Source organism: Streptomyces cavernae, from assembly GCF_004023625.1.
Taxonomy (GTDB): domain Bacteria; phylum Actinomycetota; class Actinomycetes; order Streptomycetales; family Streptomycetaceae; genus Streptomyces; species Streptomyces cavernae.
This window is the reverse complement of the sequence record NZ_RPDJ01000005.1, coordinates 360,694-376,307: the sequence shown is the minus strand read 5'-3', so window position 1 is coordinate 376,307 and position 15,614 is coordinate 360,694. Positions and strand designations below refer to the sequence as shown.

At 71.2% G+C, this 15,614-nt stretch carries 12 protein-coding genes; 6 read left to right on the top strand and 6 right to left on the bottom strand.

The annotated features are described in order from the left end of the window. Window positions 1–4: 4 nt before the first annotated feature. The 4 genes from EF387_RS16260 to EF387_RS16245 are packed head-to-tail and all read right to left on the bottom strand — an operon-like array spanning window position 5 to window position 4,114. Window positions 5–1,003 carry an amidohydrolase family protein gene (locus EF387_RS16260; protein WP_128377252.1) on the bottom strand — a complete coding sequence of 333 codons (999 nt, stop codon included), beginning with the start codon at window positions 1,001–1,003 and terminating at the stop codon, window positions 5–7. After that, window positions 1,000–2,124, bottom strand: coding sequence for an FAD-dependent oxidoreductase (locus tag EF387_RS16255; RefSeq protein ID WP_128377251.1), 1,125 nt, complete (start codon window positions 2,122–2,124; stop codon window positions 1,000–1,002). The genes EF387_RS16260 and EF387_RS16255 overlap by 4 nt, the downstream gene beginning before the upstream one ends. A gap of 23 nt (window positions 2,125–2,147) precedes the next feature. Further along, a complete protein-coding gene (locus tag EF387_RS16250; protein ID WP_128377250.1) occupies window positions 2,148–3,116 on the bottom strand; it encodes a cyclase family protein in 969 nt (322 codons plus the stop codon). Further along, window positions 3,113–4,114: a fumarylacetoacetate hydrolase family protein gene (locus tag EF387_RS16245; protein WP_128377249.1), complete on the bottom strand. Its 1,002-nt coding sequence runs from the start codon at window positions 4,112–4,114 to the stop codon at window positions 3,113–3,115. The genes EF387_RS16250 and EF387_RS16245 overlap by 4 nt, the downstream gene beginning before the upstream one ends. 141 nt (window positions 4,115–4,255) lie before the next feature. Between EF387_RS16245 and EF387_RS16240 the strand changes: the two genes are divergently transcribed. Next, window positions 4,256–5,212, top strand: coding sequence for a LysR family transcriptional regulator (locus tag EF387_RS16240; RefSeq protein WP_128377248.1), 957 nt, complete (start codon window positions 4,256–4,258; stop codon window positions 5,210–5,212). A gap of 526 nt (window positions 5,213–5,738) precedes the next feature. Continuing rightward, window positions 5,739–7,025: an MFS transporter gene (locus EF387_RS16235; RefSeq protein ID WP_128377247.1), complete on the top strand. Its 1,287-nt coding sequence runs from the start codon at window positions 5,739–5,741 to the stop codon at window positions 7,023–7,025. Window positions 7,026–7,162: 137 nt separating this feature from the next. On the opposite strand, the gene EF387_RS16230 is transcribed toward EF387_RS16235, so the two are convergent. Both EF387_RS16230 and EF387_RS16225 read right to left on the bottom strand, forming a co-directional pair. Beyond that, complete coding sequence (locus EF387_RS16230) at window positions 7,163–9,637, bottom strand: SpoIIE family protein phosphatase (protein WP_128377246.1); 2,475 nt, start codon at window positions 9,635–9,637, stop codon at window positions 7,163–7,165. Between the two features lie 268 nt (window positions 9,638–9,905). Then, window positions 9,906–10,469 (bottom strand): MBL fold metallo-hydrolase, encoded by a 564-nt coding sequence (locus EF387_RS16225; RefSeq protein WP_128377245.1) that lies wholly within the window; start codon window positions 10,467–10,469, stop codon window positions 9,906–9,908. Window positions 10,470–10,852: 383 nt separating this feature from the next. Between EF387_RS16225 and EF387_RS16220 the strand changes: the two genes are divergently transcribed. The 4 genes from EF387_RS16220 to EF387_RS16205 all read left to right on the top strand — a co-directional run bounded on the left by EF387_RS16220 (window position 10,853) and on the right by EF387_RS16205 (window position 15,588). Continuing rightward, window positions 10,853–12,007 carry a sensor histidine kinase gene (locus EF387_RS16220; RefSeq protein ID WP_128377328.1) on the top strand — a complete coding sequence of 385 codons (1,155 nt, stop codon included), beginning with the start codon at window positions 10,853–10,855 and terminating at the stop codon, window positions 12,005–12,007. A gap of 3 nt (window positions 12,008–12,010) precedes the next feature. Continuing rightward, window positions 12,011–12,679: a response regulator gene (locus tag EF387_RS16215; RefSeq protein WP_128377244.1), complete on the top strand. Its 669-nt coding sequence runs from the start codon at window positions 12,011–12,013 to the stop codon at window positions 12,677–12,679. Between the two features lie 495 nt (window positions 12,680–13,174). Next, window positions 13,175–13,378 (top strand): hypothetical protein, encoded by a 204-nt coding sequence (locus EF387_RS16210; RefSeq protein WP_128377243.1) that lies wholly within the window; start codon window positions 13,175–13,177, stop codon window positions 13,376–13,378. 17 nt (window positions 13,379–13,395) lie between these two features. After that, window positions 13,396–15,588: an MMPL family transporter gene (locus EF387_RS16205; protein ID WP_128377242.1), complete on the top strand. Its 2,193-nt coding sequence runs from the start codon at window positions 13,396–13,398 to the stop codon at window positions 15,586–15,588. Window positions 15,589–15,614 lie beyond the last annotated feature (26 nt).

Here is a 15,614-nt window from a genome sequence, read left to right as displayed (position 1 = left end):
GGTGTCAGTCCTTCCGGAGGAGGGCGGCGGCGTTGCCGCCCCGTACGGCGTGGAAGTCGGCGTCGGGCAGCCGGGCCGCGCGCAGCGCGCCGACCGGGTCCTCGGTGCCCATGTCGAAGGGGAAGTCGGAGCCGAGCAGAACCCGGTCCGCACCGACGGCGCGGATCAACTCCCGCAGTACGTGGGGGTCGTGGACGAGCGAGTCGAAGTACAGGCGCTTGAGGTAGCTGCTGGGCAGGTGGGCGCAGCCCGCGCCCGCGTCGGAGCGGGCGGTCCAGGCGTGATCGGAGCGGCCGATGTGGGTGGGCAGATAGCCACCCCCGTGCGCGGCGATCAGCTTCAGCTCCGGGTGCCGGTCCAGCGTCCCGGAGAAGATCAGATGGGACAGTGCGACGGCGTTCTCGGTGGGCTGGCCGACGGTGTTGGACAGGTACCACTGGTCCAGCCGTTCGTCGAGCGTGCAGCCGAAGGGGTGCAGGAAGAGGATCGCGCCCGTCTCCTCGGCCCTCGACCAGAAGGGCTCCAGCGCCGGGTCGGACAGTTCCCGGCCGGGCGCGTGCGAGGAGATCTCCACGCCCGACAACCCTTGTTCCAGGGCGTGTTCGAGGGCGTGCACGGCCAGGTCCGGGTGCTGCAGGGGGACGAGCCCGAGCCCGTGCAGCCGGTCGGGCGCCTGGGCGCAGTGCGCGGCCGTCGCCTCGTTGGCGAGCCGGTACACCTTCTCGGCCGTCTCCTCGTCCGCCCAGTAGTGGTAGTGCGAGGGCGACGGGCTGACCAGCTGGACGTCCACTCCCTGCGCGTCCATCGCGGCCAGCCGTACGGTGACGTCGGTCAGCTTCGGGATGCGCTCACGCACCATGGGGCCGTTGACCGCCAGAGCGGCGGGGCCGTTCCGGCGGGCGTCCAGCGCCCTGGCCTCGGCGAGACCGGGAAGCCCGGCCACCAGTGCCTCGACCTCGGGCAGCAGGAGGTGCGCGTGCACGTCGATGGTGGGCGCCGTCACGGCAGTTCCTTCAGGACGGCGCTGGTGGCGCCTATCAGCCCTGGCACGTCACCGCGCACGCCGTCGAGCTGCCACTGACCGATCTGGAGGGAAGCGTCGACGACCGTCCGGACCCGGTCGATCCGCCGCTCGTAGTACCGGGTGAGCAGTTCCTCGTCCCACGCCGACCCGCTGGTCAGCAGCTGGGCCAGCACCCAGGCGTCCTCCAGGGACATCGCCGCGCCCTGCGCCATCGTGGGCGGGCAGCAGTGGGCGGCGTCCCCGACGAGGACGACCCGGCCCCGGTGCCAGGACCCCTCGACCAGCAGCCGGTCGAACCAGGTGTAGTTCACCTGCGCGGGGTCGGTGATCGATGCGCGGATCTCGTCCCAGGCACCGCCGTAGCCCTCGGCGAGACGGCGCATCTCCTCCGCGTAGGACTCGGGCGGAATCGTGGTGCGGTCGCGGTTGGGCTCCACCAGGTAGGCGTAGATGGTGTCCTTGCTGGTGGGTGTGTAGCCGGCGATGAAGCAGGGTCCGCCGTGGGCGAGGTCGCTGCGCTCCACGCCCGCCGGGCGGGGCGCCGGGGTACGCCAGATGGCCATACCGGTCGGCTCGGGCTTGTCGTCGATGCCGATGGCGGCGCGGGTCGGCGAGTTCAGGCCGTCGGCGGCCACGACCAGGTCGTAGCGGCCCGCGGTGCCGTCGCTGAAACGGACGTCGACGCCGTTGTCGTCCTGGGTGAGGATCTCCGCGGTGGTGCCGAGCCGGATGCTCGCGCCGGATGCCTGGACGGCCTCGGTGAGGATGCGCTGGAGCACCGGGCGTTGCATGCCCAGGGTGGCCGGCAGGTCGTCCCCGCCGATGCGGATGCCCTCGCTGACGTGGAGCACGGTGCCGTCGGGCGCGGTCAGGCCCAGGGAGTCGAAGCCGAAGCCGTGCTCGCGGACCTCGTCCCACACGCCGATCTCGCGCAGTACGCGCAGGGCGTTGCCCTGCAGGGTGATGCCGGAGCCGCGCACGTTCCAGTCCGGCTTGATCTCCACGAGATCCACCGCGATGCCCGCCCGCCGCAGCAGTACGGTCATGGCGTTGCCAGAGGTGCCCCCTCCGACGACCAGGACGCTTCTCTGTCTTTCCATGGCCAACTCCCTCGTTGGGCGGGTCACTTGACGGCTATCGGGTTGACCGGTGAGCCCACGGCTCCGGTGATGGGCAGGGGTGCGGCTGTGAGCCAGAACTCGTACACGCCGTCGTGCGCGCAGTCCTCGGCGAGCGCTTCGGGGTCCCACATCTCGCCGATGAGCAGGCCGATGTGGGGGATGACGACCTGGTGGAGCGGCTGGAAGGCGTTCTCGAACTCGTTCGGCCGTACCTCGAAGCCCCAGGTGTCGGTGGCGATGGCCGCGATCTCGGTGCGGTGCAGCCAGCCCGCTGTGGTGAACGACAGGCCGGGCGAGTCGCCGCCCGCGTAGTCGCCCCAGCCCTCCCGGCGGGCCCGGGCCAGCCGCCCGGTCCGTACGACGACGATGTCGCCGCGGCCGACGGTCACGCCATGGGCCTCCGCGGTCCGCGTCAGGTGTTCTTCGGTGATGGCGAAGCCGTCGGGCAACTCGCCCTCCTGGCCGATGACTTGGCCTACGTCAAGGAGTACGCCGCGTCCGGCGACGTACGGTGCCATGTGCTCGATGCCGGTGACCAGGTCGCCGTCGGAGGTGACGACCTTCTCGGCCGGCCGCCCGTTCCAGGCGTTGCCGTGGTCGAAGATGTGTCCGAGGCCGTCCCACTGGGTGGAGCACTGCAACGGCATGCTGATCATGTCGTCCGCGCCGCCGATGCCGTGCGGGAAGCCCTGGTTGCCGAGTGCCGCGTCGGTGCCGGTGTCCAGCATGGTGTGCACCGGGTTGGTGCGCCGCCGCCAGCCCTTCTGGGGGCCGTTCATGTCGAAGGACTGCGAGAGGGAGAAGCTCACGCCCCGCCGGACGAGCGCGGCACCCTCGCGCCGCTTGGCCTCGTCGAGCAGGTTGAGCGTGCCCAGGACATCGTCCTCGCCCCAACGCGCCCAGTTGGAGAAGGACTTGGCGGCCTCGGCGATCGCGCCCTCGGGGTCGGTACGGTCGAGGGGGGCGGTCATGACGCGGTCCCCTCCGCGACACAACGGGTGCGCTGGCCGCCGAGCCCGGCGATCGAGGCGTCCATGACGTCGCCGTCGCGCAGCAACCGCCCCCAGTGCATGCCGTTGCCCGCCGGGGACCCGGTCAACACCAGGTCACCGGGGAGGAGTTGAGCGGTCTGCGAGGCGTACGACACCAGCCGCGCGATGCCGAAGATCATGTCCTTGGTCGACTCGTCCTGCATGGTCTCGCCGTTCAGCTTCAGAGTGACCCGCAGATCCCCGGGATCGGCGATGGACTCGGCGAGCACGATCCACGGGCCGAGCGGGGTGAAGCCGGGCGCGTTCTTGCTGCGCAGCCAGTCGGTACCGATGGCCTTCATGTCCCGGCGGAAGACGGTGGCCCGGTCGGTCAGGTCGTTGGCGATCGTGTACCCGGCGACGTGCCGCAGCGCCTCTTCAACGGAGACCCGATAGGCCGGCTTGGCGATCACTGCCGCCAACTCCAGCTCCCAGTCCGGCTGTTCGGCCCACGCGGGCAGCACGACGTCGTCGTACGGGCCGGTGATCGCGGTCGGCAGGCCGATGAACACGTAGGGCAGGTCCTCGGCGGCCCGCCGGTCCATGACCGCGGCGATCTCGGCGCGGGCCTCCTCGTCCGTGCGCGGGTCGTCCGCGGCACGGTGAGCCACTTCCAGGTCGATCACGTGCTGCCGGTAGTTGGCTCCGGACTGGAAGACCTGGCGCGGCTCGACGGGGGCATGTACCCGCAGACCGTCGAGCGGCCGCCAGGCGTCACCGGTCGCGTCCGCCGCCAGGGACCGCAGGCGAGGCAGCTCCTCGTCCCAGCGCTCGAAGATCCCCCGGGTGGTCAGGACGGGCTCGCCGAGGGCCGTACGAAGGTCCAGTACGCGCCCCTCGGGGACCACAAGACCGGGGAAAGGTGCCTGGTCAGGGGCGGATAGGGTGCCGAGGGCAAAAGGGCCGGCGAAGGGCGCGGAAGGGGCTGCGGGTTTCACGGGCGTGTCCTCCAGATTGCGGTGTGCCCAATCTGGCGTCGCCCCGCATAATCTGGGAAATCGATTCTTCTTATATTGATCATCTGCCGTGCGAATAGAGCGCAACAGAGCTGCCTCTGGCGGCTTCGGTCTGGAGGCGTCGTGTCCCTGTCCAGCCTCGATCTCAATCTCGTCCTGTCCCTGCGCGCCCTGCTGGAGGAACGCAACGTCACCCGCGCCGGGCAGCGCGTCGGGCTCAGTCAGCCCGCGATGAGCGCGGCCCTGGCTCGCCTGCGCCGTCACTTCGACGACGAGCTGCTCTCCCGCGTCGGCGGACAGTACGAACTGACGGCTCTCGGCCGGGCTCTGCTGGACCGCACGGCCACCGCCTGCGACCTGCTGGAACGTGTCTTCAGCAGCAGGGCCGAATTCGTGCCGGGCAGCGAGGAGCACGAGTTCACCCTGCTCACCTCCGACTACGCCATCGCCGTCTTCGGTGCCGAGCTCGCCCGAACCGTGCACGCCCAGGCACCAGGCGTCAGGCTGCGCTTCCAGCACATGCCGACCTCGGTCACGGAGGAGACCGCGACGCTGCTCAGCACAGCGGACGGCCTGTTGATGCCGCACGGCGTCATCAGCGGATTCCCCGCCGTCGAACTGTTCACCGACCGGTGGGCCTTCCTCGTCGCCGAGACCAATGACGAGGTCGGCGACAGGCTCACCATGGAGGACCTGGCACGGCTGCCCTGGGTCACCTACCAGCGCACCTACGACGCTCCGGCCGCCCGGCAGCTGAGCATGCTCGGCGTCGATCCCCACGTCGAGGTCTCCGCCGACAGCTTCCAGGTCCTGCCCTTCCTGGTCGCCGGTACCCGCCGGATCGCCCTGGTGCAGCAGCGCCTGGCCGAGCTGCTGAGGGGGGTGGCCCCCGTACGCATCATGGAACCGCCCTACGAGGCGGTGCCTCTCCAGGAAGCCATGTGGTGGCATCCGGTCCACACCCAGGACGCCGCCCACATCTGGCTGCGCGAGACCGCCGCCCGAGTGGGGGCGGAGCTGGCCCCGTCCGCGCCCGGCCGTATCGCCCCAGCGACGAAAACGGAGCAGTCGCCCGGCTGACCGAGCTCACGTCCGGCTGACGGAGCAGGTGTCCCGCTGACCGAGCAGGCGTCACCCTGACCGAGCAGGCGTCCGGCTGACCGAGCAGGCGTCACCCTGACCGAGCAGGCGTCCGGCTGACCGAGCAGGCGTCACCCTGACCGAGCAGGCGTCCGGCTGACCGAGCAGGCGTCCCGCTGACCGAGCAGGCGTCCGGCTGACCGAGCAGAACCGTGCGCCGCCGCGGCTGCGGCTGGGGTGGCGAGGGCCCGGCAGCATCCAGGACACGAATGATCCGCATCTTCGATCTCGATCGGACGGGGGCTAGGCAGGACCAACGCGGTACCCCATAGTCGTGTCGACCCGGCGCCTGAGCCGCACAACGCACCGCTGCCGGGTCGGCGCAGGCGCCCGGCAACCCGGCCCGTCGCGACGCCACGGCAGTCATCGGTGCGCCCCGCTCCGCCCCTGCCTCACGCCCGGGGCGACCCCACACACGTGCCGCACCTCCCCTTCCCCTTCCCGCTACGCCAGGTGGAGTTCCCGCATGCCTGCACCCGTGCCCCCGCTCCCGTCCCCGACGCTCGCAGCTGTCGAGGACGGCCCGTCCGAGGAGACCGTGTCCGGTCTCGGCCACCTGCTGCGCATCACACTGCTGATGGCCGGCAGCTGCCTGCCCATCCTGGGCGCCGTGCTCATCGCCCCTGTCCTGCCGCAGATGCGCGACCACTTCGCCGCCGTGCCGGGCGTGGACGCGCTCGTCCCGATGGCCCTGACGGTCCCCGCGCTCTCCCTGGCCCTGCTGGCCCCCTTCGCCGGCGTCATCGTCGACCGGCTCGGCCGCAAACGCCTGCTCGTCGTCTCCACCGTGCTGTACGCGATCCTCGGCACCGCCCCGCTGTGGCTGGACTCCCTCGGCGCGATCGTCGCCAGCCGCGCCCTCGTCGGCGTCGCCGAGGCCGCCATCATGACCTGCTGCACCACTCTGATCGGCGACTACTACTCCGGTAAGCAGCGCGACCGCTACCTCGCCCTGCAGACGATGTGCGCCTCGATCTCCGCGACGGCCTTCTTCGTGCTGGGCGGCGCGGCCGGATCGGCCGGCTGGCGCACACCGTTCTGGGCCTACGCGGTGAGCCTGCTGCTCGCCCCCGCCATGGCCGCCTTCCTGCCCAAGCCCCGTCCGGCCGACCGGACCGCCGCCCCCTCCCCCGCCGCCACCATCTCCGAGCCGGTCAAGCGGGGCTTCCCCTGGCGGCCGCTCGCCGGGACGTGCGCGCTGACCGTCTTCGGCGCCGTCGTCTTCTACACAGTCCCGGTCGAGATGGCCTTCCTCCTCGACGACATGGGCGTGACCGACCCCGGCATGATCGGTCTGGCCACCGCCGTCTCCAGCTTCGCCGTCGTGATCGGCGCCGGCGTCTTCGCCAAGTCGGTCCGCACCCCGTCGAACTGGCTGCCCCCCGTATTCGGCCTGTGCGCCCTCGGCTTCGCGGTGATGTGGCTCGCTCCCAACCCCGTGGTGCTGACCATCGGTGCCGTGATCAACTGCCTCGGCGGCGGCATCATGCTGCCGAGCCTGCTCACGCTGGCGATGTCCAAGCTCGAGTACGCCGACCGGGGCCGCGGCACCGGCCTGTGGACCGGTTCCTTCTTCATCGGCCAGTTCATCTGCCCGCTCGTCGTGCTCGCCCTCACCGCCGCCGTCGGCAGCCTGACGAACGCGGTGGGCGTACTCGCGATCGCCGGTACGCTCGGCGCCGCCGGACTCGCCCTCTCCGCCCGCCGCCGGACGATGGCCGCTCCGCAACCGATCGAGCAGCCGGCCGGCTGACCGGCTGGATTCACGCCGAGAACCTCCTACGAGATCGGCATCGCGGACCTCCCCCGCGATGCCGATCGTCTCTCTGCGGCAACACGGTCTGTGCGCGTACCCGGAGAACGGCGCCACCGCAGTGTTCCAGGAGTGCCTCAGGTTCTCAGCCCCGCCTTGTGCAGGCTGCCGAGCTCGCCGGGACCCTCCTCGGGCAGCGGCTGTTCGGCCCAGATCGTCTTGCCGGCGGAGGTCTGGCGGCTGCCCCAGCGCTCGGCGACCTGGGCGACGAGCAGCAGTCCGCGTCCGCCCTCGTCGTAGACACGGGCCCGCCGCAGATGCGGGGCGGTGCTGCTGCCGTCGGAGACTTCGCAGATGAGCGCGTCGGCGCGGATGAGCCGCAGTTGGATGGGGGCACTGCCGTAACGGATGGCGTTGGTGACCAGCTCGCTGACGATCAGCTCGGTGGCGAACTCGAGGTCGGCCAGCCCCCAGGTGTCCAGCTGCTCGGCCACCATCTTGCGGGCCCCGGCGACGGCCGCGGGATCCACGGGCAGCTGCCAGGTGTGGACTTGGTCCGCGCCGAGCGTGGAGGTGCGGGCCAGGAGCAGGACGATGTCGTCGGCAGGGGGTGCGGGCGGTACCCTGCGCAGCACTTCGTCGCAGGTTTCCTCCAGGTCGGCGGCCGGGCGGCGCAGCGCTTCACTCAGCAGGTCGAGTCCGACGTCGATGTCGCGGTCGGGGACCTCGATCAGGCCGTCGGTGTAGAGGGCGAGCAGGCTGCCCTCGTCCACGTCGATCCGGGCGGCCTCGAAGGGCAGTCCGCCCAGGCCGAGCGGCGGTCCGGCGGGCAGGTCCAGGACTTGTGCGGTGCCGTCGGCGGTCACCAGGACGGGCGGCGGGTGCCCTGCCCGCGCCAGGTCGCAGCGGCCGGCGACGGGGTCGTAAACGGCGTAGAGGCAGGTGGCCCCGACCTCTCCGGAGGCCCCCTCCGCCTGCCCCCGCGTCTCCGGGCCTTCCTCCCGGTCGAGGCGGATGACCAGGTCGTCCAGCCGGGTGAGCAGCTCGTCGGGCGGGAAATCGGCGTCGGCGAGGGTCCGTACCGCGGTGCGCAGGCGGCCCATCGTGGCCGAGGCGTGCACGCCGTGGCCCACGACGTCGCCCACTACCAGCGCGACCCGTCCCCCGGACAGTGCGATGACGTCGAACCAGTCCCCGCCGATCTCCTCGCCGGAACCTGCGGGGAGGTACCGGTAGGCGAGGCCGACCGCCTCCGCACCCGGCAGCCGCTCGGGCAGCAGGCTGCGCTGGAGGGTGAGCGCGGTCCGGTGCTCGCGGGTGTAGCGGCGGGCGTTGTCGATGCTCACCGCCGCCCTGGCGGCGATCTCCTCGGCGAGCAGCACATCGTCCTCGACGAAGGGATCCGCGGTACGGTGCCGCACGAGCTGCATCACCCCCAGAGTGACGCCCCGGGCGCGCAGCGGCACCATCATCACCGAATGGGTCTTGAACCGTCTCATTCTCTCGGCGCGGGCCGGGGAGGCCGTCGACCACTCGCGCAGCAGCGGGTCGCCGACACGATAGGAGGCGCCCCGGCCGGTGATGAGTGCCTGGGCCGGCGGGGAGCCGGGCGGGCAGACGTCGGTGTCGCCCGCCGGGACCACGGATTCCGGGCACCCCGGGAGCACCGACCGTTGTGCGGTGCTGCGCAGGACGACCGGCGTGTCGGGCGCTATCGGATGCGGCTCGTGTCCCTGGACGACCGACTCCAGCAGGTCGACGGTGACGAAGTCGGCGAACCCCGCCACCGCCACCTCGGCCAGTTCCTCGGCTGTCCGGGTCACGTCCAGAGTGCTGCCGATGCGCACGCCGGCGTCGTTCAGCACCGCCAGGCGACGCCGGGCCCAGTACTGTTCGGTGATGTCGATCACCAGGGCCGACATTCCCAGCACCCCGCCCGCCCGGTCCTTCAGCGGGGAGAGGAAGAGCGACCATGCGTGATCGCGGACCTCACCGGAGGCCCTGAAGGGCTGCTCCTCGCGGAAGATCATCTCGCCGGTGCGCACGACCTGCCGCTGAAGGCGGTCGATCTCGTCCAAGGGCGGGGTGGGATAGATCTCCCACAGTGTCAGGCCCCTCATCTCCTCCGGCGTCAGCCCCATGGCACGGCTCATCACCTGGTTGCAGGTGACGAACCGTGCCTCACCGTCGTAGACGGCCACAGGCAGCGGGAGCTGCGCGAGTGCGAGGTCCCACAGCTGTGCCGTCCCCGCGTCGGACGGTCCGGAGGCGTACGTCACCGCTGCCGGGGTGACGACCCAGTGGGTCCTGCCGCGCGCGTCCGCCAGCGGGGTGCCCCGGAGCTGCACGGTGACATGGTCGCCGTCCCGGTTGCGCAGCGCCACATCGCTCGTCCACGGTTCCGTGGCGGCCAGGTGGCGCCGCAGCGCGGTGGGCAGCTTCGCGGCCAGCAGGTCGGCGGCCGGCCGTCCCACCACTTCCTCGGGCTCGTACCCGAGCAGTCTGCGGGCTCCGTCGCTCCACACCATGACGGCTTCGCGGTCGTCGATGACGACCGCGAAGTCCTCGGGCGCTGCCGCGCCCTCTGGTGTGGTGTCGGGTTGGTCGTCCATGGGAGTGTCCCGACTTCGTTCCCCGCCGCGCCCCGGCACGGCGCTTGTCACCCTTCGCGGGCGCTTCCTCCAGCATCCCGCGGCAACATTCCCCGCTCAACCGGCGGCACCAAGGTCCCCACCCATGGACACCTACGGCCGGACTGCCGGGTCGTCGCCGCTCTCCCCCGCTTCCCCCGGACGGCGTGGAGACCGTAGGGCGTCGGACGCCCGGGGAAGGCGGTTCCGGCCGGAGTCGACACGGCTGGAAACACGGCCGGAAAGACGGCTAGAGGGGAGTCGACGACGACGGCACGAAGGGTTCCCCGTGTCCCGGCACGATCAGGGCCGGGCCGAGGCCCAGGACCTTCTCTCTGGCTGCCCGCAGTTGTTCGCGGTCGGGCGCGAAGGGGTCGTCGGCCGGTCCCTGGGCGGTCCACCACAGATGGGTCAGGACCACCAGGCCCTCGGTGGCTGTGACCAGGGTGCTGACGTCCTCCGCGGTGTGCCCGGGGGTCGTCATGAGCGCGATCGACGGGGAGAGCCGGTACCCGTCGGCGTTCCGGTCCTCCCAGATGTCGTCGTGGTAGATGGCCATGTGGTCGTGGAAGCGGGCTTCGGGAAACAGGGCCGCGTTCAGCGTGTGGTCCGGGTGATGGTGGCTGAAGATCACGTCCGTGACGTCCTCAGGGGCGAGTCCGCGGTCCTTGAGCGGATCAAGGATGAGTCGGCGATCCGCGACCATGCCGGGGTCGACGATCGCCACGGTCTCGTCGTCGACGAGCAGGGTGACGGTACTGGCCACCCTTGTGTCGGCGTAACCGGTGGTCAGCAGATGGAAGGAGGCGGTCATGTCGGGCTCCTCGCGCGATGGGTGTGGGTGGCCGTGCGATCCGGTCACCGGGAAGGGGACGCCCGGAGGCCGGTGAGCAGCGCGGGGAGAGCGCGGCCGGTGGAGGGGTTCGGCCGACGAGGCCGGCGAGTCCGGGCGTTGGACCCGACGGCATCCTCCTCCCCGGCACGCAGCGACATAACAGGTCGCCTTTCACACTTGGTTGCCCCGAAAGGTCGTTCAGCGGCTTCAGATTAGACCAATCCTGAGGTCGCGACCGGAGGACCGCGCATTCTCCGAACTCCTGTGGCACGCCTGCCAAGAGGACATGATGAAGCCCCCTGTCGAAGGCTGTCCCCCGGGTTGCCCCCTGTGATCGGCACTGCGGGCAGAATGGACGCGTGCTGCCTTTGGACCCGTCCCGTTTTCGGCTGCCTCGAGGCGCCCGCGCTGACGCCGCGCTGGCCGGCGGCGTGTTCGTGGTGGTGGCGCTTGGCGCTGAGGGGCAGCGGCTGAACAGCGGCGGGGACTCGATACCCCTGCTGATCACGTCCTGGCTACTGATCACGGCGGTGTGCGGAGCGCTGCTGTTCCGGCGCCGGTACCCGGTGACGGTGGGTTGGTGCACGGCGGTGACCACGGGCGCCTATTACCTGCTGAGCGACATCGACGGGCCGCTGATCATCGTCCCGATCGTGGCGTTGTACGCCATCGCGGCGCAGGGCCGGATGCAGGCGGCCATCGCCATGGCGGCGACCATGGTGATCGGTGTGTCCGCGGGCACCCTCGCAGGCAAGGGCGATGTCAACGGCACGGCCGTGTTCATGCTCGCCGGCTGGCTGGTGGCCGTCGTGGCCCTCGGCACCGTGCGGCACAGCCGGGTGGCCTACGCCGAGGAGGAGGCGCGGCTCCGGGCCACGGAGGAGCGGCTGCGCATCGCCCGCGAGCTGCACGATGTGATCGGGCACAACATCTCGATGATCAACGTGCAGGCGGGTGCTGCACTGCACCGGCTGAAGAGGGACCCCGCCCAGGCCGAGGAGGCGCTCGGCGCGATCAAGGCGAGCAGCCGGGAGACCCTGCGGGAGCTACGGGCCACCCTCGGCGTGCTCCGCCGGGTCGACGAGGAGGCGCCCACGGCACCCGCGCCGGGGCTGGCCCGCGCGGACGAGTTGGTGGCCTCGGCGAAGCTGGCGGGGCTCGAGGTGCGGATCGAGCGGACCGGGGCTGAGCGCTCGCTGCCCGCCCCGGTCGACCTGGCCGCGTACCGGATCGTGCAGGAGTCGCTGACCAACGCCGCCAAGCACAGCGGCGCCGGACAGGTCACCATCCGACTCGCTTACGGTAACGGGGAGTTGACCCTGACTGTCGAGGACGACGGCCGGGGCTCGGCGGCCCGCCCGGCCGGGGCGGGTGGCGGCAGCGGGATCGCCGGCATGTCGGAGCGGGCGCGGGCACTGGGTGGCGAACTGACCGCGGGCCCGCGGTCGGAGGGCGGATTCGCGGTGCGGGCACGGCTGCCGTACGGGATCGCAGGAGAGCCGATGGAGTTGGGGTAGCTGATGATCAGGGTCCTGCTGGCGGATGACCAGCGGCTCGTCCGGGCCGGGTTCCGGTCGATCCTGGAGGACGAGGACGACATCGAGGTGGTGGCGGAGGCCGCGGACGGGCAGGCCGCGGTCTCGGCCTGCCGCGAGTTAGGGCCGGACGTGGTCCTGATGGACATCCGGATGCCGGGGATGGACGGTCTGGAGGCCTCCCGGGTGATCGCCGGTGATGAGCGGCTGGTGTCGGTGAAGGTGGTCATCCTGACGACCTTCGATGTGGACGACTATGTGTACGGGGCGTTGCGCGCGGGGGCGACGGGCTTTCTGGTGAAGGACACGGAGCCGGAGGAACTGCTGCAGGCGGTGCGGGTCGCCGCCCGGGGTGATGCTCTGATCAGTCCGTCGGTCACCCGGCGGCTCATCGCCGAGTTCGCGGGCCGGGTGAGGGGCCCGGAACCGGATCCCCGGCTCGATGTCCTCACCGACCGCGAGCGTGAGGTCATGCGGCTGGTGGCCGCGGGGCTCACGAACGACGAGATCGCGGCGCGGCTGGTGCTGGCACCGTCGACGGCGAAGACGCATGTCAGCCGGATCATGTCGAAGCTGGGGGCGCGGGACAGATCGCAGGTCGTGGTGCTGGCTTACGAGTCCGGAATGGTCAGCCCGGGCTGGCTGGCGGAATAGGCCGACGGGCGGCGGCGACGGTTCGGCGGGCGGGTCGGCGTGGGTCCGGCGGGGAGGACGGCCGTCCGGCGGGCGGAGTCGGCGTGCGTCCGGCGGACGGGGACGACGGTTCGGCGGGGACGACGGTCGTCCGGCGGAGACGACGGTTCGGCGGGCGAGGCCGGCGTGGGTCCGGCAGTCGGTGACGACAGCCGTCCGGCGGGGACGACGGTCCGGCGGGCGGAGTCGGCGTGGGTCCGGCAGCCGGGGCCGGCGACCCGCCCGGCGGAGTAGGCGACCGCCCAGCAGGGCCGGCAACCGTCCGGCAGGCAGACGATCCGCCCCGCAGGGCCGGCGACCGTCCAGGCAGGCAGACGGTCCGCCCGGCGGACCGTCTGCGGCACGCCCCGCAACTCCTGGGGTACGACGCGGCGGCAGGCTGCATCCACTGGGGTACGCCTGGTGTCGGCCGGAGGCTGACGACCCCGGCCCCGTCGCGCATGCACGATCAACGGCATGAACGAACCCACTTCCCCCGCACGGGCATCGGCGGCATTCGTCGGCGCGCTCGTCGGGGCTGCCGCCGGAATTCTGCTGGTCACGGCCGCCGGGGCCCTGTTCCTGGAGATCGGCGGGCTGTTCGCCGTCCTGGCGATCGGCGTGCCCACGTTGTGCGGCGCCGTAGTGGGCGCGTTTCTCCCGCCCGGCCACTCACGCTGAATCCGAGGTATTCACGGATGTCTCCCACCCGCGGCGCAGCCGCGTCCATTGCCCCACCCGCAGCGGGCCGACCCGATCCGCCTGAGCGGCCGCCCGGCGGACGGTTCGGAGCCCTCGCCAGTTGGGCGCAACGGCACCGCTGGACCGCCCTGCTGCTCTGGGTGGCCGTCCTGGCCGCCGTCACGCTGGGTTCGCAAGCGGCAGGCGCCGCCTACAAGAACAACTTCGCGCTGCCGGGCACCGACTCGCAGACCGCCACCGACCTGTTCACGAAGCACGGTTCCGACCAGGCCGGGGACAGCGTCGAAATCGTCCTCAAGGACAGTCAGGGCATCGACGCGCCCAAGGCCGCGGTCGAGAAGATGCTGGCCGAGGTGAAGCGACTGCCGAGCGTCGCCGATGTGCGCAGCCCGTACGTCGACGCCTCTGCCGTGTCCAAGGACGGCACGATCGGCTACGCCACCGTCACGCTCGACGGCAAGGCCGAGACCGTGCCCAAGGAGGACGTCGCCAAGATCATCGACACCGCCAAGGGCGCGGCGTCAGTCGATCTCCAGGTCGAGGTCGGTGGCGAGGCCGTACGCGGCGCCGAGGAGAAGGGCAGTCCGACAGCGGAGTTGGCGGGCATCGCGGCCGCCCTGGTCATTCTCGGGTTGCTCTTCGGCTCCCTGGTAGCGGCTGCTGTGCCGCTCATCACCGCTCTCTTCGCGGTCGGCTCAGCCCTCGGCCTGATCGTGCTCGCTTCACACGTCTTCACTGTCGCCGATTTCACGCCGCCCATCACGATGCTCGTCGGACTCGGTGTCGGCGTCGACTATGCCTTGCTGATCTTCTACCGCTACCGGCAGGAACTCACCGACGGTGCCGAGCCGGCCGATGCCGGCCGCAAGGCCCTGGACGCCGCCGGCCGTACGGTCTTCTTCGCCGGCTGCACCGTGATCATCGCCCTGCTCGGGCTGGTCGCGCTCGGCCTCGGCTCGCTGCAGGGGGTGGCCCTCGCGCTGGCCCTGACCGTGCTGACCACCATGGCCGCCTCGCTCATCCTGTTGCCCGCACTCCTGGCGCTCTTCGGCAAGCGCATCCAGCGCCATGTGCTCAAGCACGCCGCCAAGACCGCCGTCAAGGGCAAGGCCGAAGGACGCCGCTGGCGGGCCCTGGCCTCAGCGGTACAGCGTCGGCCGTTGCCGGCTCTGGTGGCCGCCACCATCGCCCTGCTGGCGCTGTCCGCACCGGCGCTCGGCATGCGACTCGGCTTCGCCGACGCGGGCAACGATCCGAAGACCACGACGTCCCGGCAGGCGTACGACCTGCTCGCCGAGGGCTTCGGCCCGGGCTTCAACGGTCCGCTGGTCGTCCTCACGCAAGGAGACGCGGCAGCCGGCAAGACCGTGTCGTCCGCACTGGCCAAGACCGACGGTGTGGCGGCGGCCAGCCCTGCGGTGCCCTCCGAGGATGGCGCCCTGTCCACCGTGTTCGTCTACCCGACGACGTCACCGCAGGACAAGGGCACCGCCGACCTCGTACACCACCTGCGCGACGACGTGGCCCCGAAACTCGAGCGCGACACCGGTGCCAAGGTCCTCGTCGGCGGGGCCACCGCGGCCTCCCAGGACTTCTCGGAGACCGTCTCGAAGCGGATGCCGCTCTTCATCGCCGTCGTGGTCGGGCTGTCGTCCCTGCTCCTGATGATGGTCTTCCGGTCGATCCTGATCCCCATCAAGGCAGCGCTGCTGAACCTGATCTCGATCACTGCCGCGCTCGGCGCCATGACCCTGGTGTTCCAGCACGGCCTCTTCGGGGTGCAGCCGGGCCCGATCGAAGCCTTCCTCCCCGTGCTGATCTTCGCGATCGTGTTCGGGCTCTCCATGGACTACGAGGTGTTCCTCGTCGGGCGCATGCACGAGGAGTGGGAACGCACGAAGGATCACTCCCTCGCGGTGCGGGAGGGACTGGCCGCCACCGGCAAGGTGATCACGGCGGCCGGGGCCATCATGATCGTGGTGTTCGGCGCCTTCATGCTGAGCGCCGACCGGATGCTCCAGGAGTTCGGCCTGGGCCTCGCGGTGGCGATCCTGATGGACGCGCTGGTCATCCGCTGTCTGATGGTCCCGGCCCTCATGCAGCTGTTCGGCAAGTGGGCCTGGTGGCTGCCCGCCCCGCTCGCCCGATGGCTGCCCAAGGTGGCACTCGAGCGCCCCGCGGAAAACTGACTCGGCTTCATCGGGCGGCGCCAAGC